The 22,521-nt window shown below is 69.7% G+C and carries 16 protein-coding genes; 7 read left to right on the top strand and 9 right to left on the bottom strand.

Annotated elements, in window-relative coordinates; translation table 11 throughout:
* Positions 1–162: 162 nt before the first annotated feature.
* Positions 163–1,284, bottom strand: coding sequence for an alkene reductase (locus tag AC1VNM_RS21370; protein ID WP_483108226.1), 1,122 nt, complete (start codon positions 1,282–1,284; stop codon positions 163–165).
* A 39-nt stretch (positions 1,285–1,323) separates the two neighbouring features.
* Positions 1,324–2,028 carry an SDR family oxidoreductase gene (locus AC1VNM_RS21365; RefSeq protein WP_483108225.1) on the bottom strand — a complete coding sequence of 235 codons (705 nt, stop codon included), beginning with the start codon at positions 2,026–2,028 and terminating at the stop codon, positions 1,324–1,326.
* A gap of 96 nt (positions 2,029–2,124) precedes the next feature.
* Here AC1VNM_RS21365 and AC1VNM_RS21360 point away from each other — a divergent pair, with 96 nt between their 5' ends.
* Positions 2,125–3,036 carry a LysR family transcriptional regulator gene (locus AC1VNM_RS21360; protein WP_483108224.1) on the top strand — a complete coding sequence of 304 codons (912 nt, stop codon included), beginning with the start codon at positions 2,125–2,127 and terminating at the stop codon, positions 3,034–3,036.
* Between the two features lie 47 nt (positions 3,037–3,083).
* On the opposite strand, the gene AC1VNM_RS21355 is transcribed toward AC1VNM_RS21360, so the two are convergent.
* Complete coding sequence (locus AC1VNM_RS21355; protein WP_377159109.1) at positions 3,084–3,950, bottom strand: alpha/beta fold hydrolase; 867 nt, start codon at positions 3,948–3,950, stop codon at positions 3,084–3,086.
* Between the two features lie 158 nt (positions 3,951–4,108).
* Here AC1VNM_RS21355 and AC1VNM_RS21350 point away from each other — a divergent pair, with 158 nt between their 5' ends.
* Positions 4,109–5,032, top strand: a complete 924-nt coding sequence (locus tag AC1VNM_RS21350; RefSeq protein WP_483108223.1) for a LysR family transcriptional regulator — start codon at positions 4,109–4,111, stop codon at positions 5,030–5,032.
* 3 nt (positions 5,033–5,035) lie between these two features.
* Here AC1VNM_RS21350 and AC1VNM_RS21345 read toward each other — a convergent pair whose 3' ends face one another.
* Positions 5,036–5,503, bottom strand: a complete 468-nt coding sequence (locus AC1VNM_RS21345; RefSeq protein WP_431100771.1) for a Cd(II)/Pb(II)-responsive transcriptional regulator — start codon at positions 5,501–5,503, stop codon at positions 5,036–5,038.
* 56 nt (positions 5,504–5,559) lie between these two features.
* Between AC1VNM_RS21345 and AC1VNM_RS21340 the strand changes: the two genes are divergently transcribed.
* From AC1VNM_RS21340 to AC1VNM_RS21320, 5 genes are all read left to right on the top strand, one after another.
* Positions 5,560–7,956, top strand: a complete 2,397-nt coding sequence (locus tag AC1VNM_RS21340) for a heavy metal translocating P-type ATPase (RefSeq protein WP_483108222.1) — start codon at positions 5,560–5,562, stop codon at positions 7,954–7,956.
* A gap of 217 nt (positions 7,957–8,173) precedes the next feature.
* Positions 8,174–9,715: a peptide MFS transporter gene (locus AC1VNM_RS21335; protein ID WP_377159113.1), complete on the top strand. Its 1,542-nt coding sequence runs from the start codon at positions 8,174–8,176 to the stop codon at positions 9,713–9,715.
* A 351-nt stretch (positions 9,716–10,066) separates the two neighbouring features.
* Positions 10,067–11,260: an efflux RND transporter periplasmic adaptor subunit gene (locus AC1VNM_RS21330; RefSeq protein ID WP_483108221.1), complete on the top strand. Its 1,194-nt coding sequence runs from the start codon at positions 10,067–10,069 to the stop codon at positions 11,258–11,260.
* A gap of 18 nt (positions 11,261–11,278) precedes the next feature.
* Positions 11,279–14,575: an efflux RND transporter permease subunit gene (locus tag AC1VNM_RS21325; protein ID WP_377159115.1), complete on the top strand. Its 3,297-nt coding sequence runs from the start codon at positions 11,279–11,281 to the stop codon at positions 14,573–14,575.
* Positions 14,572–16,011, top strand: a complete 1,440-nt coding sequence (locus AC1VNM_RS21320) for an efflux transporter outer membrane subunit (protein WP_483108220.1) — start codon at positions 14,572–14,574, stop codon at positions 16,009–16,011. Before AC1VNM_RS21325 ends, AC1VNM_RS21320 begins: the two co-directional genes overlap by 4 nt.
* Before the next feature lies 1 nt (position 16,012).
* Here the strand turns inward: AC1VNM_RS21320 and AC1VNM_RS21315 are convergent, their stop codons facing one another.
* From AC1VNM_RS21315 to AC1VNM_RS21295, 5 genes are all read right to left on the bottom strand, one after another.
* Positions 16,013–18,130: an alpha/beta hydrolase domain-containing protein gene (locus AC1VNM_RS21315; RefSeq protein WP_483108219.1), complete on the bottom strand. Its 2,118-nt coding sequence runs from the start codon at positions 18,128–18,130 to the stop codon at positions 16,013–16,015.
* Complete coding sequence (locus tag AC1VNM_RS21310; protein ID WP_483108218.1) at positions 18,130–18,951, bottom strand: LytR/AlgR family response regulator transcription factor; 822 nt, start codon at positions 18,949–18,951, stop codon at positions 18,130–18,132. Before AC1VNM_RS21310 ends, AC1VNM_RS21315 begins: the two co-directional genes overlap by 1 nt.
* 84 nt (positions 18,952–19,035) lie before the next feature.
* Positions 19,036–20,214, bottom strand: coding sequence for a sensor histidine kinase (locus tag AC1VNM_RS21305; RefSeq protein ID WP_483108217.1), 1,179 nt, complete (start codon positions 20,212–20,214; stop codon positions 19,036–19,038).
* Between the two features lie 189 nt (positions 20,215–20,403).
* Positions 20,404–21,159, bottom strand: a complete 756-nt coding sequence (locus AC1VNM_RS21300; protein ID WP_483108216.1) for a class II glutamine amidotransferase — start codon at positions 21,157–21,159, stop codon at positions 20,404–20,406.
* Positions 21,160–21,213: 54 nt separating this feature from the next.
* On the bottom strand, positions 21,214–22,461 hold the full coding sequence (locus AC1VNM_RS21295) for an NAD(P)/FAD-dependent oxidoreductase (RefSeq protein ID WP_483108215.1): 1,248 nt from the start codon (positions 22,459–22,461) through the stop codon (positions 21,214–21,216).
* Positions 22,462–22,521 lie beyond the last annotated feature (60 nt).

Genomic DNA, 22,521 nt, shown 5'->3' with positions numbered 1-22,521 from the left:
CCACGTGTCGACATGTCTTGAAGTTGTAACGTGGGCGGCCCGGACTCTACATCGTCCGTTCGGGCTCCGACCTGAACGGTCGCGGCAGCCCCCGCGCCCCGGTGGGGCGGGAAAGCGCCGACTCCGTCACGGATCGGCGCCCGGGGACAGGCGGCTGGCCGGTCAGGCGGCGACGGCCGTGACGCCCGCGGCGGTCTCGGTGGCCGCCGGATAGTCGCTGTACCCGGCCGCGGTGCCGCCGAAGAGCGACTCGCCGTCGAAGCCCGCGAGGGGCAGGTCTTGCCGCAGCCGCGCTGGCAGGTCCGGGTTGGCGATGAACGCGCGCCCGAAGGCGACCAGGTCCACCAGACCCGAGGCCAGCAACGACCGGGCGCGCGCGGCGTCGTAACCACCCGCGACGATGATCCGGCCATCGTAGGTCTTGCGCAGCGCGCGGCGGAAGTCCTCCGGCACCTGCGGCGCATCGTCCCAGTCCGCCTCGGCCAGATGGAGGTAGCCGACGCCTCGGCGGGACAGCTCGCGCGCGGCCTGCAGGATGGTCGGGATGATGTCGGGGCAGTTCATGTTGCGCGCGGTGATGAAGGGCGCCATCCGCACGCCGATGCGCGCCGGATCCACCTCCGCGGCCACGGCGTCCACCACCTCCAGCAGGAAGCGCAGGCGGTGCTCGCGGGGGCCGCCGTACTCGTCCTCGCGGTGGTTGGAGGTCGTGCGCAGGAACTGGTCGATCAGGTAGCCGTTGGCGGCATGGATCTCCACGCCGTCGAAGCCCGCGCGCATCGCGTTGGCGGCGGCGCGACGGAAGTCGTCGACGACGGCGCGGATCTCGTCGCGCGACAGCGCGCGCGGCACCGGGCAGTCGACCATGCGGCCGATGCCGTCCTCGCCGGCGACCCAGACGCGCGCCTCGGGCGACAGCGCCGACGGTGCGACCGGCAGTCCGCCGTCGTGGAAGACTTGATGGGACATCCGGCCGACGTGCCACAGCTGCAGCACCATGCGGCCGCCGGCGCGGTGCACCGCCCGGGTGACGAGCTGCCAGCCGGCGACCTGTTCGTCGCTGTGGATGCCCGGCGTGAAGCTGTAGCCCTGCCCCTGCGGCGAGATCTGCGTGGCTTCGCTGACGATCAGCGCGGCGCTCGCGCGCTGCGCGTAGTAGTCGGCCATCAGCGTGTTGGGGATGTTGCCGGGCTGGGTGCTCCGGGCGCGGGTCATCGGCGCCATCACGACGCGGTGGGGCAGCGTCAGCGGGCCGAGGGTGATCGGGGTGAAGAGATCGGTCATGGGGGGGCCTTGAGGAGGGGTCGGGCGAATCGCCCCGGGTCACTGGATGAGGGCGCCGCCGTCGATGTCGATGACGGCGCCGGTGACGAACGGGTTGTCGATGACGAACAGATATCCGGCGGCAATGTCCTGCGGGCGACCCGCGCGGCCGGCGGGCAAGGTCGACGCGGCCTTGGTCAGCATCGCGTCGCGTGCCGCAGGCGCCATGCCGTCGTAGGCCTCCGTGTCGGTCAGTCCGGGGCTGACGACGTTGATGCGCAACGGGGCCAGTTCGCGCGCCAGCACCTTGGCGCCGGCCTCGATCGCGGCGTTCATCGCCGTCTTGACGAAGGTGCCGGGCGTGGCGCGTCGCGCCAGGAAGCCCGAGGTCAAGGTCAGCGTGCCGCCCGGGCGCAGCCGGCCGGCGGCCGCGCGGGCCACGGCGATCGCGCCCCAGAACTTGACGTCGAACGCCGCCTTGGCGGCGGCCAGGTCCAGCGAGGCGACGGGGCCGCCCGGCGCTTGCGACCCCGCGGTGACGACGACATGGTCCACCGGTCCGATCGTGGCGAGGAAGGCCTCCACGGCCGCCGGATCGGCGATGTCCAGGTCGGTCGATCGACCCGCGACGACGACGCGGCCCGGGCGTGCGCGGAGCGCGTCCGCCACGGCGCGCCCGATGCCGGAGGTGCCGCCGAAGACGACGCTGACGGTGTCCGCCGTGAAGGCGGAGGAGGCATGGGCTGGGGCGGGTTGAGTGTCCATGTTTGTTCCAGGCTGTTTGATGGTTGACAGTCTGGAACTGATGGGCTCGGGGTTGAGGTCCCTGGCGGACGAAGCTTTTTCAAAGAAAATCGAACAATGGCCCGGATTGCTGACCTCGAACTGCTGGTGCGCATCGCCGACCTCGGCAACCTCACAGCCGCGGCGAAGGCCCTGGACTGGTCACCCGCCGCTGCCAGCGCGTCGCTCAAGCGCCTGGAGGAGGAGCTGGGCTTCCCGCTGTTCGTGCGCAGCACCCGCAGCCTGCGCCTGTCCGGCGAAGGCCAGCGCTACCTGCCGCATGCGCGCGCCGCGTTGCGGGCGCTGATCGATGGGCGCGATGAAGCGCTTGCAGGGCGCGAGGCGCTCAGCGGCGAACTGCATCTGACGGTGCCCTCCGACCTGGGCCGCCATGTGCTGCTGCCGTGGCTGGAACAGTTCCAGGAACGCCATCCAGCGCTCACGCTGCGACTGCAGATCGGCGATCCGCTGACGGACCTGCTGCGACGTCCGGTCGACGCCGCCGTCCGCTACGGCCAACCGGCGAGCGGTGCCCAGGTCGCGTTGCCGCTGCTGCCGGACTGCCGCCGGGTGCTGGTCGCCGCGCCGCATTACCTGGCGCTGAATGGCATGCCGACGTCGCCCGAGGACATGTCGCGCCACGAGGCACTGCGCTACCTCGTCGCCGGCGAGGTGCCGACCCACTGGCCCGTCGAGATCGCCGGCCAGCCAGTGGGACTGCCACTCGCCGGACGTCGCGTCGCCGACGACGGCGAGGTCGTCAAGCGCTGGGCGCTGGCCGGCCTGGGGCTGGCCTACAAGTCGTGGCCGGACGTGGCCCAGGAACTGGCCAGCGGCCAGCTGGTCCACGTCAATCCGCACTGGCGCGGTGACCCGGCGCCCCTGCACCTGATCGTGCCGGGCCGCGCACAGCTGTCCCCCGCGCTGCGGCTGGTCCGGGACGAACTCCGCCGACGGCTGGAGGAATTCGCCCGGGCCATGCCGCGCTGAGCGGCGGCGTCGGCTCGTCCCAGGCTCACCCCTGGTTCATCCCTGGTTCAACCGAAGACCGCCTTGATCTCGGCTGCGACCTGCGGGGCGAACTCATCCAGCACGAAGTGGCCGCCGTCCAGCCAGACCAGCCTGGCCTCGGGCAGGTCGTTCAGGTAGGCACGCGCACCGGGCGGGATGAAGATCGGATCGTTCTTCCCCCAGACGATCAGCGTCTTCGGGCGGTAGCGGCGGAAGGCGGCCTGCCACTCCGGATAGAGCGCGACGTTGGTCTTGTAGTTCTCCAGCAGGTCGACGTTGGCGTCCTGCATGCCGGGCCGGTCCAGCAGCGCCTGATCGACGATCCAGTGATCCGGGTCGATCAACTCGGGGTCCTTCACGCCGACCAGCCAGTGCCACTTCGTGCCGGCCATGGTGATGAGCTGGCGCGCGGGCGCTTCGCTCTCCGGCGTGCGCGATGCCCACAGCGGGCCGAACACCGACTTGGCTTCCTCGCCCACGCCGTCCAGGTAGGCGTTGGCGTTCTGGATGATGAAGCCCTTCACCTGCTCGGGCCGTTGCTGAAAGAGACGGAAACCGATCGGACCGCCGTAGTCCTGCATGTAGAGCGTGTACGAGCTCAGTTCGAGTGCGTCGACGAGCCCGGCGACATGCGCCGCCAGGTGGTCGAAGGTGTACGCGAAGTCCTCGCGCTTGGGCGCGTCCGAGTGACCGAAGCCGATGTAGTCCGGCGCGATCACGTGGAAGCGGTCCGCCAGCAGCGGGATCAGCGGATTGAACATCCGGCTGCTGGTCGGCAGGCCGTGCAGCAGCAGCAAGGTCGGGGCGGTCGGGTCGCCGGCCTCGCGATAGAACACCTGGCGACCGAGAACGGTCGCGGTGCGGTGGCGGATGGCAATGTTGGTGGCGCTCATGGCGGTGTCCTTGGCGCCCTCCCCGGGTCGGCGACCCGCCTTGGAAGGCATGGGATGCAGTCTCCGCATTCCCGGATTTCTGCGGAAGCCGCTAGGATCGAGAGCAACCCTCCCGAAAACTGGAAGGCCTGGCCGCTGACGCCCGGTCGCGAGTGCGCATGGATCGAATCGACGCAATGGCGATGCTGATCGCCGCCGTGGACGCCGGCAGCCTGTCGAAGGCGAGTCAGCGGCTCGGGCTGCCGCTGGCGACCGTGAGCCGCAAGGTCGCCGACCTGGAGAAGCACCTGCGCGCGTCACTGCTGATCCGCTCGGCCAAGGGCCTGGACCTGACCGACGCGGGACGCTCCTACGTGGAGGCGGCGCGGACGATCCTCGACCAGCTCGACGAGGCCGAGCGCGCCGCCGCCGGCGAGTACACCGAGCCGCGCGGCGAGTTGATCGTGACCGCGCCGACGATGTTCGGGCGCTTGCACGTGCTGCCAACGGTGATGGCCTTCCTGGATGCTTTTCCCGAAATCGCCGTGGAGCTCAAGTTCACCGACCGGGTCACGCATTTCCTCGACGACCAGATCGACGTCGCCCTGCGCATCGGCGAGTTGCCGGACAGCAGCCTGGTCGCCACGCGACTCGGCGAGTGCCGCCACGTCCTCTGCGCGTCGCCCGCCTACCTGGCCAGTCACGGGGCGCCGGAGACGCCGGACGACCTGCGTCGCCACCGCGTGGTGTCCTTCGGGAGTCTCTCCAGCGACGGCGAGTGGCCGTTCCGGCAGGATGGCGCGGTGCGCACCGGGACGTTCCGATCGCGCCTGAGCGTGACGACGATCGACGCCGCCATCGATGCCGCGCGCGCCGGCGCGGGCCTGGCGCGGGTGCTGTCGTACCAGGTGAACGAGGACGTCCGGGCAGGTCGGCTGCGACTCGTGCTGGAGCCCTTCGAGCCCGCGCCGCGGCCGGTGCATCTGATGTATGCGCCGCGCAGCCAGAGCCGGCTGCCGTTGAAGCTGCGGGCGTTCATCGACTTTGCGGTACCGCGGCTGCGGGAGCGGCTCGTGCAGGCCGCGCTGCCGTCGGCGGGCTGAGCGTCAGGTACGAGCGACGCTGCTGCGCGGCGCTGTCGGCGCCTCATCCGGATGGCAGGCGCACGCCTCGCCATGCGCCGCCGACACGAGCTCTTCGAGGATCCCGCAGGCGTGATGGTCGTGGTCCGCGTCGCAGCGCTTCTGCAGGGCGACGAGCTGCGCCTCCAGCGCCCGCATGCTCTGCAGCCGAGCGCGGACCTTGCCGAGCTGCGATGCCACCAGCACGTCGACCTTCACGAGCTCCTCCGGATCGCGGGTCTCCAGACTGTTCAGCAGCAGCGTGACGTCCGCCAGCGACATGTCCAGCGCCCGGCAGTGCCGGATGAAGGCCAGACGCTCCAGGTGCTCATGGGCGTAGTCGCGGTAGCCGTTCTCGCTCCGCGCGGGCGGAGGCAGCAGGCCGCTCTTCTCGTAGAAGCGGATGGTTTCGATGTCCACGCCGGTGGACTTGCTCAGTTCGCCGATTCGCATGTCGATCAGGATAGCCGCTTGACCTTGGAGCGGCTACAGACTATCCAATCGACCCCATGGCACATCAGGAACACGATCACCGCCCCGCCGCGCCCGAGTCTTCGGCCTCGTCCTGCGGGGGATGTTGCGGTCACGCCGCCGACGTCGCGACAGCCGCACTCGTCGCGCCAGCCGCCACGCCCGCTCATCGACACGCGGGCCATGCGCACGGACACGGGCAGGGTCACGACCACGACCACGACCACGACCACGACCACGGGCATGGCGCATCGTGCGCGGCGCCCGCGCCGAAGTCTCCGGCCCCGAGCGCCGAGGAACTGGCCGGCACCACACGCCAGCGCTACTTCATCGCCGGCATGGATTGCCCCACCGAGGAAGGCCTGCTGCGCAAGCAACTCCAAGGCAAGCACGGCGTGGTCGCGCTGGAGTTCGACCTGATCAACCGCCTGCTCGACGTGCACCACCGCCTGCCCGACGACGCGCCGTTGCGCGCCGCGATCAGCGCGGCCGGCATGAGCGCCGAGGCCATCGAGGCCGAAGCCCCGCCGCCCGTGCCGCCGCCGGCGATCTCGACCAGCCTGCGCTGGCGCATGGCGATCGCCGGCGTTGCCGCGATCGCGGCGGAGACGCTGGCGTTCTCCGGCTTCGACGAGTCCGGTCCGCTGGTGATCGCGCTGGCGGTCGCGACGATGCTGCTCGGCGGTCTGCCGACCTTGCGCAAGGGCTGGATCGCGCTGAAGAGCGTGACGCTCAACATCCACCTGCTGATGAGCCTCGCGGTCATCGGTGCGATCGTGCTCGGCCAGTGGCCGGAGGCGGCGATGGTGGTGTGGCTGTTCGGCCTGTCCGAGATGATGGAGAGCCTGAGCCTGGCTCGCGCCCGCGACGCGATCCGCGCGTTGACGCAGCTCGCGCCGGAGACCGCGCAGGTGCAAGGCACCGATGGTCGCTGGACCTCGGTGCCCGCGGCAGACGTGGCGATCGGCGCGCGGGTTCGTGTCCCTCCGGGCGAACGCGTGCCGCTCGACGGCCGCCTGCTCACGGGCCGCTCCAGCCTGAACGAAGCGGCCCTGACCGGCGAGGCGATGCCGGTGGACAAGGCACCCGGCGATGCGTTGCTGGCCGGCAGCATCAACGGTGACGGCTTGCTCGAAATGACCGTCACCGCCGGCAAGGGCCACACGCTGCTCGACCGCATGGCCGCGGCCGTGCAGCAGGCCCAGTCGCAGCGCGCGCCGACGCAGGCCTTCATCGACCGCTTCGCCCGTGTCTACACGCCGGCGGTGGTGCTCGTGGCCGTCGCGCTGGCGGTGCTGCCGCCGCTGCTGGGCTTCGGGACCTGGAGCGACTGGATCTACAAGGGCCTGGTGCTGCTGGTGATCGCGTGCCCCTGCGCGCTGGTGATCTCCACGCCGGTGACGGTCGTCAGCGGCTTGGCCGCGGCGGCGCGGCGCGGCATCCTGATCAAGGGCGGGCTCTACCTGGAGCGCGCCCGGCAGCTGAAGACGCTGGCCTTCGACAAGACCGGCACGCTGACCGAAGGCAAGCCGCAACTGGCGGCGGTGCAGCCGCTGTACCCGTCGGTGAACGCCGATCAGGCGCTGCACCTGGCCGCGCGGCTCGATGCCGGCAGCACGCACCCGCTCGCACAGGCGATCGTCGCGGCGCACGCGCAGCGCGTGGGGTCCGTGCTGGAGCCGGTCGATCACCTGCAGAACCTGCCGGGCCTGGGCCTGACCGCGCAACTGGACGGCGCCGAATTCGCGCTCGGCAACGAACGTCTGGCCGAGCAGCGCGGCGCCGTCGACGACGAGGCTCGCAACGCGGCCCGTGCGCTCCAGGCGCAGGGCCACACGCTGGTCTGGCTGATGCGAGGCGCGCAGACGCTGGCCTTGCTGGCGCTGTCGGACACGCCGAGACCCGAGGCCGCCGAGGTGCTCAAGACGCTGCGCGCGCGCGGCCTGTCGCTGACGATGCTCAGCGGCGACCAGCGCGCGAGCGCCGTCGCGATGGCGGGCCGCCTCGGCATGCCGGAGGACGCCGTGCGCGCGCCGCTGCTGCCGCAGGACAAGCTCGACGCGATCGCGACGCTCGCGGACGAGCAGGGACCGGTCGCGATGATCGGCGACGGCGTCAACGACGCGCCGGCGCTGGCCCGCGCCGACATCGCGATCGCGATGGGCGCCGCCGGCAGCGCGACCGCGCTGGAGACCGCCGACATCGCGCTGATGCAGGACGACCTGCGCAAGCTGCCCGAGCTGATCGACCTGTCCGAGCGCGTCGCGACGGTGTTGAAGCAGAACATCGTCGTCGCGCTGGGGCTGAAGGCGATCGTGGCGGCGTTGACGCTCGCGGGCATCGGGTCCCTATGGCTGGCGGTGCTGGCCGACGCGGGCGCGAGCCTGCTGGTGGTGCTCAACGGCTTGCGGCTGCTGCGCGAAGAGCGCCCCTGACGGCCATCCCTACCTAGGGTGAGCCCTAGTGCGGACGGGCCGGTTCCAGCTGACCTTTGGCTGACAATGGCGCCGCCTGCCGCTGGCGGGCCCCAAGGGATCGGATCGATCCGGGGCCTGGACCAGCGGCAAACGCGTTCTGATCCCTGGAACGCGGTTTCCCGTGACCCGGAGCGCCGGGTCATTGATCCCTCAGCGATCCATCACGGAGCGTCGTTTGAACACAATTCAAACTCCCGGAGCGCGGCAGACCATCCTCGGCCAGCCCAACAGCCTGTTCGTCCTGTTCTTCACCGAAATGTGGGAACGGTTCTCCTACTACGGCATGCGGGCGCTGCTCGTGCTGTACCTGATCTCCGAGGCCGCCAAGGGCGGTTGGGGCTGGACGCGCGAGGAGGCGACGAGCCTCTACGGCACGTACACGATGCTCGTGTACCTGACGCCGATCATCGGCGGCTACATCGCGGACCGGTTCCTCGGCACGCGGCGCTCGGTGGTGCTGGGCGGCTTCATCATCGCGGCGGGCCACATCGCGCTGTTCTTCGACACCAAGGCGACCTTCTACGTCGGCCTGGGTCTGGTGATCCTGGGCACCGGCCTGTTCAAGCCGAACATCTCGGCGATCGTCGGCCAGCTCTACAACAAGGACAACGAGGGCCAGCGCGACGGCGGCTACACGCTGTTCTACATGGGCGTGAACGCGGGCGCCTTCTTCGGCATCTCGCTGTGCGGCTACATCGGCGAGAAGATCGGCTGGCACTACGGCTTCGGCCTGGCGGCGGTGTTCATGATCCTGGGCGCGCTGCAGTTCTGGCTGGCGCAGGGCATCTTCGGCGACATCGGCGGTGCGCCGGGCAAGGACGCGCCGCTGGTGGACGCGAGCGAGCCGCTGGACGACACGCCCGCGCACATCGTGCGCGACCGGCTGATCGCGATCGGCGTGTTCTCGTTCTTCACGATCTTCTTCTGGTTCGCCTTCGAGCAGGCCGGCGGATCGATGACCATCTTCGCTGCGGACTACACCGACCGCGCGCTGGTGGGCACGAGCGGGCTGATCTTCAAGATCGTCAACTCGCTGATGACGCTGATCCCGGTGGCGATCCTGAGCTGGCTGCTGGTCAAGCTGGGCCGCAGCACCGAGGGCCTCTACAAGCTGTCCAACGCCCTGCTGGCGCTGGCGCTGGCGGTGATCTGGGGCCTGTCGCTGTGGATGCTGGGCCGCGAGTTCCAGATGGAGCAATCCGAGATTCCGGCCACCTGGTTCGGGGTCCTGAACTCCTTCTTCCTGGTGATCCTGGCGCCGATGTTCAGCAAGATGTGGGAACGTCGCTGGAACCCGAGCGGTCCGGTGAAGTTCGGCGTCGGCCTGGTGCTGCTGGGCCTGGGCTTCGCGGCGCTGTCGTATGGCGCGTCGGGCATCCCGGCGGGCGCGAAGACGGCGCAGGTCAGCATGATCTTCCTGACGCTGGCCTACCTGCTGCACACGATGGGCGAGCTCTGCCTGTCGCCGGTCGGCCTGTCCTACATCTCCAAGCTGGCGCCGGCGCGTCTGCTGGGCCTGATGTTCGGGGTCTGGTTCGTCAACGCGGCGATCGCCAACAAGATCGCCGGCATGACGGGCTCGTACATCGACGCGATCTCGTCGACGTACTCGATGTCCACCTTCTTCCTCATCTTCACCATCGTCCCCGCGGGCGCCGGCGTGCTGCTGATGCTGCTCAGCCCGGTGATGAAGAAGCTGATGCACGGCGTGCATTGAGCAATGCGCCAGGGTCCTCATGGACTCACCAGGAAGAACCCGGGCCATGCCCGGGTTTTTTGTTGCCCGTGAGGCGGCGCGCGAAGGGATGACCGGCCGACCGAAGCACCAATCTGGTTCAGTCCGGCGTCCTTGCCCAATCCTCCGAACCCCCAGCCTCCTGACGTTTTCCGGCAGTGTCTCCCGCGAGACTTGCTCACAACCTTGCCCAGGCAGTCAATCAGGTTGATGTATGCCCTCCAGCCTAGGGGCAGGTATTGCCCCAGGCACTGGTCGGTGATTCGTGTACCGCGTACATTCCGCCGCACGCTGCGGTGCAACAGATGCTGCGGGCGCTTTCGGGAGTGATGCATGGCTGGACCTTCTTTCAATCGCAACGCCGTCGCCGGTGCCTTCGTGGCGCTGCTGCTGACCGCCTGTGGACAACAGGATCAACAACAACAGCATGGCGGCCCTCCGCCCGTGACGGTCGCCCCGGCGATCTCGCGCGAAGTCCAGGACTTCGATGAATTCACCGCGCGCCTGGAAGCGCCCGACACCGTCGAGATCCGCGCCCGTGTCGCCGGAACACTCGACAAGGTCCACTTCCGCGAAGGCCAGGTCGTCAAGAAGGGCGACCCGCTCTTCACCATCGACCCGCGTCCGTTCCAGGCCGAGCTCGCCCGCGCCGAGGCGCAGGCCGCCGCCGCCCGCACCGCCGCCGACCTGAGCAAGTCCGACCTGGGCCGCGCCGAGAAGCTCGTCGCCATCCAGGGCGTCAGCCAGCAGGAGATCGACCAGCTCAAGGCCGCCGTCCGCAACAACGAGGCCAACATCCGCGCCGCCGAAGCCGCCGTCACCCAGGCGAAGTTGAACGTCGAGTTCACGCAGGTCCGCGCCCCGGTCGCCGGCCGCAGCTCGCGCGCCAACGTGACGCCCGGCAACCTCGTCAATGTCGGCGAGCCGGTGCTGACCACCGTCGTCTCCAGCGACAAGGTCTACGCCTACTTCGACGCCAGCGAGGCCACCTTCCTGAAGTACGCCGCCGCCGCCCGCGCCGGTGGCGCCAAGCGCGAGCAGGCCAACAGGATCCGTCTCGGCCTGGCCAACGAGCAGGGCTACCCGCACGAGGGCCGCATGGACTTCGTCGACAACCGCCTGAATCCGGCCACCGCCACCATCCGCGGCCGTGCCGTGTTCGACAACAAGGACGGGCTCTTCACCCCGGGCCTGTTCGCGCGCGTCAGGCTGGAAGGTTCCGGCTCCTACACCGCCACGCTGATCCCCGACCGCGCCATCGGCACCGACCAGGCCAACAAGGTCGTGATGGTGGTCGGCGCCAACAACATCGTGGCGCCGCGTCCGGTCGTGGCCGGCGCCCTGTTCGACGGCTACCGCGTGGTCCAGGGCGTCAAGCCCGGCGAGCTCGTGATCATCGACGGCCTCCAGCATGTGATGCCCGGCGCGCCGGTCACGCCGCAGCAGGCCAAGCTCGACGACAAGGGACGCCCCGTCGCCGCGCCGCAAGGCGCCGCCCCCGCCGCTCCTGCCGCGTCGTCGAAGTAACCCGACGCGAGGCCGTCCATGGATATCTCACGCTTCTTCATCGAGCGGCCGCGCTTTGCGTCGGTCCTCTCGATCTTCATCTTCCTGGTGGGCCTGCTGGCGATCTTCCGGCTGCCCATCTCCGAGTACCCCGAGGTCGCGCCGCCGCAGGTCGTCGTGCGCGCCCAGTTCCCCGGCGCCAATCCGCGCGTGATCTCCGAGACGGTGGCCACGCCGCTCGAGGAACAGATCAACGGGCTGGAAAACGTCCTGTACTTCGACAGCCAGGCCACCGCCGACGGCGGCATGACGCTGACGGTCACCTTCAAGATCGGCACCAACCCGGAAGCCGCGGAAACGGCGGTCCAGAACCGCATCAACCGCGCGCTGCCGCGCCTGCCCGACATCGTCCGGCAGATCGGCGTGACGACCGAGAAGTCCAGTCCCAACCTGACCATGGTCGTCCACATGGTCAGCCCGGACAACAGCCGCGACGCGCTGTACCTGCGCAACTACGCGCAGCTGCAGGTCCGCGACGAGCTGCTGCGCGTGCAGGGCATGGGCTCGGTGCAGGTCTTCGGCTCCGGCGACTACGCGATGCGCGTCTGGCTGGACCCGGCCAAGCTGGCCGGTCGCGGCCTGACCGCCTCCGACGTCACCAACGCCATCCGTGAGCAGAACACGCAGGTGGCGGCCGGTGTCGTCGGCGCGCCGCCGGCGCCCAAGGGCACCGACTTCCAGCTGCAGATCAACACGCAGGGCCGCCTCGTCACCGAGGAGGAATTCGCCGACGTCATCATCCGCACCGACACCGCCACCGGCGGGCTGGTGCGCGTGCGCGACGTGGGCCGTGTCGAGATGGGCCCCGGCACCTACGCGCTGCGCAGCCTGCTGAACAACAAGGAAGCGGTCGGTATCGGCATCTTCCAGGCCCCGCAGTCCAACGCGCTGAACATCTCCAAGGATGTGCGCGCGACGATGGAGCGCCTGAAGACCAGCTTCCCCGCCGGCGTCAGCTACGACATCGTCTACGACCCGACGCGCTTCGTCGCCACGTCCATCGAGAAGGTCATCCACACCCTGATCGAGGCCGTGCTGCTGGTCGTGCTGGTGGTGATCATCTTCCTGCAGACCTGGCGTGCGTCGATCATCCCGCTGCTGGCCGTGCCGGTGTCCATCGTGGGCACGTTCGCGGTGCTGCTGCTGCTGGGCTACTCGATCAACACGCTGACGCTGTTCGGGCTGGTGCTCGCCATCGGCATCGTCGTCGACGATGCGATCGTGGTCGTCGAGAACGTCGAGCGCAACCTCGAGGACGGCCTCACGCCGCATGCCGCGACGATCAAGGCGATGCAGGAGGTCTCCGGACCCATCATCGCGATCGCGCTGGTGCTGTGCGCGGTGTTCATCCCGCTGACCTTCGTGCCGGGCCTGTCGGGCCAGTTCTATCGCCAGTTCGCGGTCACGATCGCGATCTCGACGGTGATCTCGGCGTTCAACTCGCTGACCCTGTCGCCCGCCATGGCGGCCTTGCTGCTGCGTCCGCACGACGCGCCCAAGGACCCGATCATGAAGGTGATGGACAAGCTGTTCGGCCGGTTCTTCCACTGGTTCAACTGCTTCTTCCAGCGCCGCAGCGAAGGCTACAGCCGCGGCGTCACCGGCATCCTGAAGCGCAAGGGCGGCGCGCTGGTCGTCTACGCGATCCTGCTGGGCCTGACCGCGCTGCTGTTCACGCGCATCCCGTCGGGCTTCGTGCCGGCGCCGGACAAGCAGTACCTGATCGGCATCGCGCAGCTGCCGGCCGGCGCCACGCTGGACCGCACCGAAGAGGTCATCCGGCGCATGAGCGACATCGCGCTGAAGGTGCCCGGCATCCGTGACTCGATCGCCTTCCCGGGCCTGTCGATCGCCGGCTTCTCGGCCGCGCCCAACGAAGGCATCGTGTTCTTCGGCCTGGACGAATTCGAGAACCGGACCTCCGCCGACAAGTCCAAGGACGCGATCCTGGGCAAGGTCAACGGCGCGATCCAGCAGATCCAGGGCGCGCGCATGTTCGTCGTGCCGCCGCCGGCGGTGGACGGCCTGGGCAACGCGGGCGGCTTCAAGGTGCAGGTGCAGGACCGCTCCGGCCTCGGCGAGCAGGCGCTCTACGGCGCCGTCTGGGGCACGCTGGGTCCGATCTACGGCGACCCGAAGAGCGGCATCGGCACGCCGTACTCGACCTACGACATCAACGTGCCGCAGCTCTTCGCCCACGTCGACCGGGTCAAGGCCAAGCAGATGGGCGTGAAGCTGCAGGACATCTACGACACGCTGCAGATCAACCTCGGCTCGCTGTACGTCAACGACTTCAGCCGCTTCGGCAAGACGTATCAGGTCATCGTGCAGGCGGACGCACCCTTCCGTTCCAACGCCGGCAGCATCACCGACCTGAAGACGCGCAACGAGAAGAACGAGATGGTGCCGCTGGGCGCGCTGATGAACGTCGATCCGACCTTCGGACCGACGCGCGTGACGCGCTACAACGGTTTCCCGAGCGCGGACATCAACGGCGCGGCCAAGCCCGGTTTCTCCAGCGGCCAGGCCGAGGCGGAGATCGAGCAGCGCCTGAAGAACCTGCCGCGCGGCATGACCTACGAGTGGACGGAGCTGACCTACCAGGACCGGCTGACGCGCGACATCAAGGTCGGCGGCTTCTCGATCCCGACGCTGGGCGCCGTGCTGGCGATCTCGGTGCTGCTGGTGGTGCTGGTCCTCGCGGCCCAGTATGAAAGCTGGTCGCTGCCACTGGCCATCATCCTGATCGTGCCGATGTGCATCCTGTCCGCGCTCTTCGGCGTGTGGCTGTCGCACTTCCCACCGTTCGCGCAGGCCGGGGATCTCAACATCTTCTCGCAGGTGGCGCTGGTGGTGCTGGTCGGGCTGGCGTGCAAGAACGCGATCCTGATCGTCGAGTTCGCCAAGGAACTCGAGGAACGCGGCGAAGCGCTGCACGACGCCATCATCCACGCCTGCCGCATGCGGCTGCGTCCCATCCTGATGACCTCCATCGCGTTCTGCGCGGGCGTGATCCCGCTGATTCTGGGCTCCGGTGCCGGCAGCGAGATGCGTCGCGCGATGGGCATCGCGGTGTTCTCCGGCATGGTCGGCGTGACGCTGTTCGGCATCTTCCTGACGCCGGTCTTCTACGCGCTGCTGCGCAAGAGCACCGAGAAGAAGCGCGCCCATGCGGTCGAGCTGCGTCATCAGATCGATGCGGCCGCCCATCCGTTCCATCCGGGCGTCGACGACGCCGACACGCCCAAGGGCAACCCGACCAAGGGGGGCGCATGATGTTCTTCCGAGTCTCTCTGATGGCCGCTGCGGCGGCCGCGACGGTGGCGCTCACGGGCTGCTCGACGGCCCCCGCGCCGAAGAAGTCCGAGGTGCCTCTGGCGAATGGCTTCGCCAACGCACCGCAAGGTGACGGCGCCACGCTGGCGCAGGCGCCGGTGGGACGCTTCTGGCAAGGCTTCAACGACAGCGGGCTGGACTCGCTGGTGAACCGCGCGCTGCAGGCCAACACGGACCTGCGCATCGCTTCAGCCAACCTGCGCGAAGCGCGGGCGCTATCGCGCTTCGCCGATGCGCAGCTGTTCCCGACCGTCGACCTGACGGCCGGGGCCGGCCGCGCCCGTGCGCCGGACTACCAAGGCAATCCGCAGAGCAGCAACGCGTTCTCCGTCGGCTTCGACGTGCGCTGGGAGGCGGACCTGTTCGGTCGCCTGTCCGACGAGCGACGAGCCACCGCGGCCGAGCTCCTGGCCGGCGAGGCCGGCCTGCGTTCGGCGCAGGTCAGCGTCGCGGCGGAAGTGGCGCGCAACTACTTCGAGCTGCGCGGTCTGCAGGAGCAACTGCGCGTCGCCCAGCAATCGCTGGAGACGCAGCAGGGCGCGCTGAAGCTGGTGGCCGGTCGCCAGGAAGCGGGCCGCGGCAACGGCTTCGACACCGAACGCGCCCGCGCGCTGGTGCAAAGCACAGCGGCCACGATTCCCGCGCTGGAGATGGCGCTGGCGCGCACGCGCTACCGCCTCGCGGTGCTGACGGGTCAGCCGCCGACGGCGCTCGACGTGGAGCTGTCCGACGTCAAGCCCTTGCCGGGCCTGAAGACGATCGCGCTGGACCGCATCGGCACCCCTGAGGACCTGCTGCGTCGTCGCCCGGACGTCCGCGCTGCAGAAGCGCAGGCGGCCGCGGCTGCAGCGCGTGTCGGCGTGGCGCGTTCGTCGATGTTCCCGCGCATCACGCTGGGCGGCACGATCGGCCAGAACGCCTCGCGCATCGGCGACCTGGGCGATGGTCCGGCGTACGCCTACAACCTCGGCGCGCAGCTGGTGTGGAACCTGATCGACTTCGGTCGCATCCGCGCTCAGATCGCTGCGGCGGACGCGCGCAACGAGGCGGCCTTCATCAGCTACGAGCGCACCGTGCTCGCCGCGCTGGAAGAGACCGAAGGCGCGCTGGTGACCTACAACCGCAGCCAGCAGCAGGCGCAGGCGCTGTTCGATGCGGCGGTGTCGGCGGAGCGCGCAGCCAACATCGCACGCGAACGCTTCAAGGTCGGCATCAGCGACTTCCTCGCCGTGCTCGACGCCGAGCGCGAACTGCTCACCGCACGCAACCAGCTGGCGCAATCGCAGACGGCGGCGGCGACCTCGCTGGTCGGCGTCTACAAGGCGCTGGCGGGCGGCATCGACGCCGAGGCGCCTGCACCGACGGCGATGCGCTGAGTCAGCGCAGCACCTCGCTCTCGGAGGCTTCCTTGAGCAGACGATCGCGATCGGCGGACAGGAGAAATCCTTCCGCCGATGCTTTTTCTGCGGCCGCTTTCACGGCGGCGACGTAGCCTGCGTGATCGCGGTAGCGCTCTTCCAGCGACAAGCGCGGGTCTCCCTTGGCCTCGCGCTCCGCGCGCGTGCGCGCGAACGGCACATAGCCGCCGGCGTAGTTGCAGACCTGCCCGGCATGGAGGCCGTTGCCGGTGATGTTCCAGCCGAGGTAAGTCCCCAGCGGTGCCATCGTCAGCACCGTCGGTACGCCGCCGACCTCGTTGCCATCGGCATCGACGCGCGGCACCTTCGCCGGCAGCACGCGTTTGATCTTCGGCGGGATCTGGTCCGGCACGCCTGACGCTTCGACGCGATCGAAGCCAGGACCCCAGTCGTAATCGAAGACGGGGAAGATGAAGTTCTCCGGCAGGAACACGCGCTCAGGAATGCCCGGCACGCCGCGCGGGAAGCCCATCGCCGCGCGCGTCGGATCGGCGAGCTCGCCGCGGGCCAGCGTCGGATAGCGACTCGGCGGCGGCGACGTGCCCTTGAGCACCCAATCGCGCATCGCCGCGCTCAACACGTTGCGCAGCTCGCGATGCGGCACCGGATTGGGCGCCAGCGTCGCCTGCCCGAAGTGATTGCCCGGACAGCTGAACGACGTGCTCTCCGCCTCGTGACGGAAGCCGCCAGCCCCGCCGCCATGCGGGCTGCCGGCGACGTAATAGCGGCGCACGTTCCGCGCGAGCGGGATGTCGGTATCCGCCGACGATCCCACCCATGCCAGCGACAGCTTCAACGCGTAGACCTCGGCGGCGCCGAAGTGCTCGAACACCTTCGGGCAGGTCCTGCTCGCGGTACACCGGGTCAGCAATCCCTTCGCGGGCAGGCCCCGCGCCTTGTCGGCCCAGTCGACCCACCATTGCGGCCCTTCGCTGCCCATCTGGAAAAGCTCCAGCACGCCGTCCGGCTGCGCCCAGCGCGCGTTCGCCGCGACGCGCCGTCCCGCGATGATGGCCCACGCGCCGTCGTGGACCTGGCGGCCGGCCTCGTCCTGGTTCAGGCCCATGAACAGGAACTGCCGGACCATGTTCCCCGATTGCGAGACACCCCGGATCGCGCTGCCCCGCACCTGGCCGGCGATCGGGTTGGGCGTGCCGGCGTCATCCGCCTTCGCGTGGCGGAAGAAGGCCCCGACGTCGCGGAACGCCGCCATCCCCACGCCCAGCACGTAGGCGTTGCCGGCCGTGTAGACGAGCTGGTAGACCTTGTCCGCTTCGAAGCCATTGCGCAGGCAGACGTGGATCGGCAGGTTGGCCGGCGCGCGCGCCGGATCGATGTCGATGGGCGTGCCGGGGAAAGCTTGTCCGCGATCGCAGCGGGCGAAGGCCCAGTCCTTCGGGTCGACGGTTCCGGCCGTCGTGATGCGGCCGTCGACGGTCTCCTTCGTGTGGACCGTCAGCGTGGCGCCCGTCGTGTCCAGCGAGACCGGCAGGTAGGGCATCGGGTTGCCCTGCACCATCAACGGCTGCGAGTCCGGCCCGCTGCGGTTGACGATGCGCGCCATCACGCTGCCGGTCACCGGCTTGCCGTCGATGCGCGCGATCGGCACGCGGACGTAGTGGTTGCGGGCCGCTTCAGGCCGCGTGCGCGGCACGCCGGTGTTGCCCGCGTTGTCGGCCTGCCAGCCGCTGCGCAGGCCGATGTCGCCGGCGGCGAGTTCCCCGGGCTGCAGCCGGACGTCGCCACCGCGATTGGGCACGTCGTGCCACAGGAAGCCGCTCGAAGGCTTTCGACCGACGGGCCGGGTGAGCACCCAGTTCGTCTCGTAGCGCACGAGGCCGTCGGCATCGGCGCCCAGCTTCAGATCGGTGATCACCGCGTTGTGCGGATCGGCCGGATCGAGCTCGCCGAACGCGCGTCCGCGGATCTGCTCGTAGCCGCGCTGCTCGCCGATCAGCGGCGACACCTCGTCGACGACGATGCGCGTCACGCGCGCCTGTGCCGCGCCGGCGGCGAGCAGGGCCATCGTCAGCAGCGTCGTTGCCTGGAGGCCTCGTCGCGTGCGGCGATCCCGCATCACTGGCCCTTGAACAAGCCCTGGAACTGCCGCGATACCGGCAGCTTCTCCACGCAGCCCTTCAGCGAGAGCTGCATCGTGTTCTCGTCGACTCGCGTCGCGCTGGTGATGAAGCGGCTGTTGACCAGCACCGAGCGGTGGACCTGCCAGAACACGCCCGGGTCGAGGTCGCTCAGCAGTTCCTTGAGCGCGGTGCGGATCCAGGCCTCGCCGTCGCGATGCACGACGCGGGTGTAGCGGCTGTCGCTCTGGAAGAACAGGATGTCGTCGGGGGCGATCAGCTGGATCTCGCGGCCCTGGCTGGCCTGGATGGGGCGCATCGAGGGCCGCTGCGCGGGCAGCAGCTGGCGCAGCAGTTCCAGCGTGGGCGCGGGCATCGCCGCCGGGGTCGCGCGTCTGTCCTCGCCGTCGTTCGATCTGTCGTCATCGGAGGCCGTGCCGTTGGAGGCCTGCCGCTGTCGCAGTCGCTGGAGGCATTGCTCGAGCCGCGCATCCTCGACCGGCTTCAACACGTAGTCGACCGCGCCCGCCTCGAAGGCCGAGAGCGCGTGGTCACCATAGGCCGTGACGAACACGACCTGCGGCGGCTCCGCCAGCTGTGACAGGCGCTGTCCGACCTCCAGGCCGGACATGCCCGGCATGCGGATGTCCAGGAAGCAGAGGTGCGGCTCATGTTCGAGGCAGTCGTCCCAGGCGTCGCAGCCGTTGACGCTCGCCGCCACGATCTCGATCTCCGGCGCCAGCCGGGCCAGCGCGGCGCGCAGCTGCTCGCGCGGGCCTTCCTCGTCGTCCGCGATCAGGGTGCGGATCTTTGTCGTCATGCGTGTTGTCTCCCCGATGTGACCGATGAGGTCTTCGATGTGTCCTTCGGACTGTCCCGACGGCGGCCGCCGATCCTGCGACCGTCAGGCGGTCGGCACCTCGACCCACGCGAGGCACCCGGGCGCTTCTGCCGAACCCGACTCCAGGCCCAGCGCGGCGCGGGCGCCGAACTGGGCGCGGAGCCGCTCCCGCGTGTTGGCGAGCCCCAGACCCTCGCACGCCCCTGGCGGCAGACCCTGGCCACCATCCTGCACCTCCAGGCGCAGGTGCCCGTCCGCCGCCTTCACCCGCACGGCGATGTGCCCGCCGCGCAGGCTGGGCTCGATGCCGTGCGTGATCGCGTTCTCCGCCAGCGTCAGCAGCGTGCCCGGCGGCAGGCTCGTGCGGGTGATCGCGGCCTGCGCCGTCTCGTCGGTGTCCAGCGACCAGCTCAATCGCTGCCCCAGCCGCGCCTGCATGATGTCCAGGTAGCTGCGCACGATCTGGAGCTCCTGCTCCAGCGGCAGCCGGTCCTGCTCGAACATCGGCAGCGTCGCCCGCAGATATCGCGTCAGCGAGCGCAGCATCGGTCCGGCGCGGTCGTCGCGCGTGTCGACCCAGTGCTGCAGCGACGCGAGCGTGTTGAAGAGGAAATGCGGCTGGATCTGCGCCGTCGCCAGCCGCTGCGCCATCGCGATGCGCTCGTCCTGGGCGTCGAGCTCCGCGAGCCGCGCGCCCAGCTGCTGCGTCCGGTACAGCGTCAGGAACCACCAGGACGAGACCGTCAGCGTCATCCCGCCGGCCACGAAGGGCAGCAGGTCGCGGGCTTCCTCGCGGAAGCCCGCCTTCACCATGCCCAGCGTGAACAGCACCATCAGCACGCTCAGCGCGAGCGTCGCGCCGTTGAAGCGGGTGCGGGTCGGCTGGCGCCACAGCCAGCGCGCGACTGCCAGTCCCACCGACGCCATCGCCAGGCCGCCGATCAGGATCACATGCGCCAGCTCGCGCGGCAGCATCGTGTAGAAGACCAGCCCCAGCACCAGCACGTTGCTCATCACGTAGCTGTCGATGGCGGTGGACCACCGCTTCAGGCCGGAGCGTTCGATCTCCGCCTCGCTGAACGTGCGCCGCGGGCCCGGGAACAACCACTGGGTCCAGTCGACCTGGACGGTGCCGGCGTCGGCCGATGAGGCCGTTGCCGTGGCGGTCGGTGCCGCGGTGCCAGCCGCCACGGGCGGCTTGGCGTCAGGGACCGCGTCGGCGGGAGCGCTGGGCGAAGTCATGGGGCGAGTCTAGGCGAGGGGTCCGGCAAGCGTCTCCGGATGCGGCGAATGGCGGTCGGCAGCGACGGTTGGCCGACTGCGAGGGTTGGCCGACTGCGACCGAGCGAACGCCGTGGCGGCCGGTGCCCCGTTCCGCTCAATCGCCTCCTCACGCTCGGCATTCGCTTCACGGGGCACCGGCCGCCACGGCTAGCAGAAGGGCTCGCCGCCGACGAAGACCTTCAGCGTGCCGGGCTCGATGGGGAGCCAGGCCTCGTCGCGCGTGAGCGGCTCGGTGGCGACGATCGCGATGCGGTCGTCCTCGGTGGTCTTGGCGGCCAGGTCGACGCTCACATCCTCGTCCTGCAGCGTGACGTGGCCGAACGGCGGCCGGCGCAGCAGGTAATGCAGCTTCGTCGAGCCGTGCGCCCAGAGCGCCTGGCCGTTGGACAGCAGCATGTTGAAGGTGCCGTGGCCGTTGAGGCGCGGCAGCAGCTCGCGCAGCGTGTGGTTCAGCTCCTCGATCGCCGGCATGTCGGCGTGCGCCTTGGCCAGTTCCTGCATCAGCCAGCAGAAGGCCTGCTCGCTGTCGGTCTGCCCGACCGGCTTGAACGCCGCATGCAGACGAGGCGTGAAGCCCTTCAGGTCGCCGTTGTGCGCGAACACCCAGTAGCGGCCCCACAGTTCGCGCACGAACGGGTGCGTGTTCTCCAGCGACACGACGCCCTGCGTCGCCTTGCGGATGTGCGCGATGACGACGTCGCTGCGGATCGGGTAGGTCTTGACCAGCTCCGCCAGCGGCGAGACCCGCGCGCTGTGGTGGTCGACGAAATGCCGCAGCCCGCGGCCCTCGAAGAACGCGATGCCGAAGCCGTCCTTGTGCTCGTGCGCCCGCGTCGCCAAGCCGGCGAAGCTGAACATCACATCGGTCGGTCGGCGGGCGTTCATGCCCATCAGCTGGCACATCGCGGTCTCTCCAGGCTCAGGTCGCGGCGCTCATCCTAGGCGACTTGCCGAATCTCATTCGAGGAACAGCCGCGTGAGCCCCTTCAGGCTCACCAGGTTGCCGGGATTGCTGGTCTCGTTGAGCACGCCGCTCATCCGCTTCAGCAGGCGCGGGCTCTTCTGCGCGCGCCAGATCAGCAGGTCCGCCAGCCAAGGGAAGCGGTTCACGCGGTTGCCGCGCTCATAGAGGTCGTACTTCGGCTGCAGTGCGCGCAGGCCCTGCTCGTACTGCTCGCGGACCTGGACGTCGACTGCGGCGGCCGTCGTTCCGGCCCGGTGCGCCAGGATGGCCTCCGCGGCCAGCAGGCCGGTCTCCATCGCTTTGCCGATGCCCTCGCCGGTGAACGAGTAGGTCGAGCCCGCCGCCTCCCCGGTGACCAGCAGGCCGGGCCGTGTCCAGCGCGCGCCGTTGAGCGTGCAGCGCAGCGGCGCGCCCTTGAGCTCGCCGATCAGTTCGCCCTCGGCCATCAGCCGTTTCGCGGGCGGGTAGTGCTCGACGAAGGCATCGAAGATGGCGCGCAGGTTCACGTCCTTCTTCTGCCCCTTGCCGGCCATGTCCTTGTGGCTGTCGGTCACGCCGACGCCGATGTTGAAGCTGCCGTCCGGCGCCGGGAAGATCCAGCCGTAACCCGGCTGCACCGGCTTGCACCAGACCACCTCCAGCGCCTTGATCTCGCCGACCATCGAGGGCGCGCGCACGTAGCCGCGCAGCGCGACGCCGCTGGGGGTGTGGCGTTCGCACATGCCGGCGGCCGTGAGGGCCTTGGGCACGGCGCCGGTGGCCAGGATCACCCAGTCGGCGGCGATCTCGTGGGGCTGGCCGTCGATGGTGAGCCGCGCGCCGCGCACGCGGCCTTGATCGTCTTCCAGCGCCGCTTCGAAGCGGGCCGGCGCCAGGAATCGCGCACCGGCCTCCTGCGCGCCGAGGTTCAGGATCTCGTCGAGCTGCTTGCGCGGCAGCACCGCGAGGTGACCCGGCACGTCGATCCGGCCGCCGCGCGGGCCGATGCAACCCACGTGCGCCGAGCGCTGCGCCCTGGCCATCACGCGGTCCAGCAGGCCCAGGCGGTCGAGCGCCTTGTGCGCGTCCGGGATCAGCCCGTCGCCGCAGACCTTGTCGCGACCCAGCGGCTGCTGGTCGACGAACACCACGTCCACGCCCGCCTTGGCCAGCCAGCGCGCCGCCGCGCTGCCGGCGGGGCCGGCGCCGATGATGAGGATCTGGCAGGCGGCGGGCAGACCCGCGGGAGACTCGACGGACATGTGGGCGCTTCGAACGGAGACGAGGAACCGCCCATTCTAGGGAGCCTGCCGACCCGCCGG

It is taken from the genome of Mitsuaria sp. MSU3D (assembly GCF_056867975.1).
Note: the sequence above shows the minus strand (reverse complement) of the source record. Positions and strands in the feature narration are given on the sequence as shown.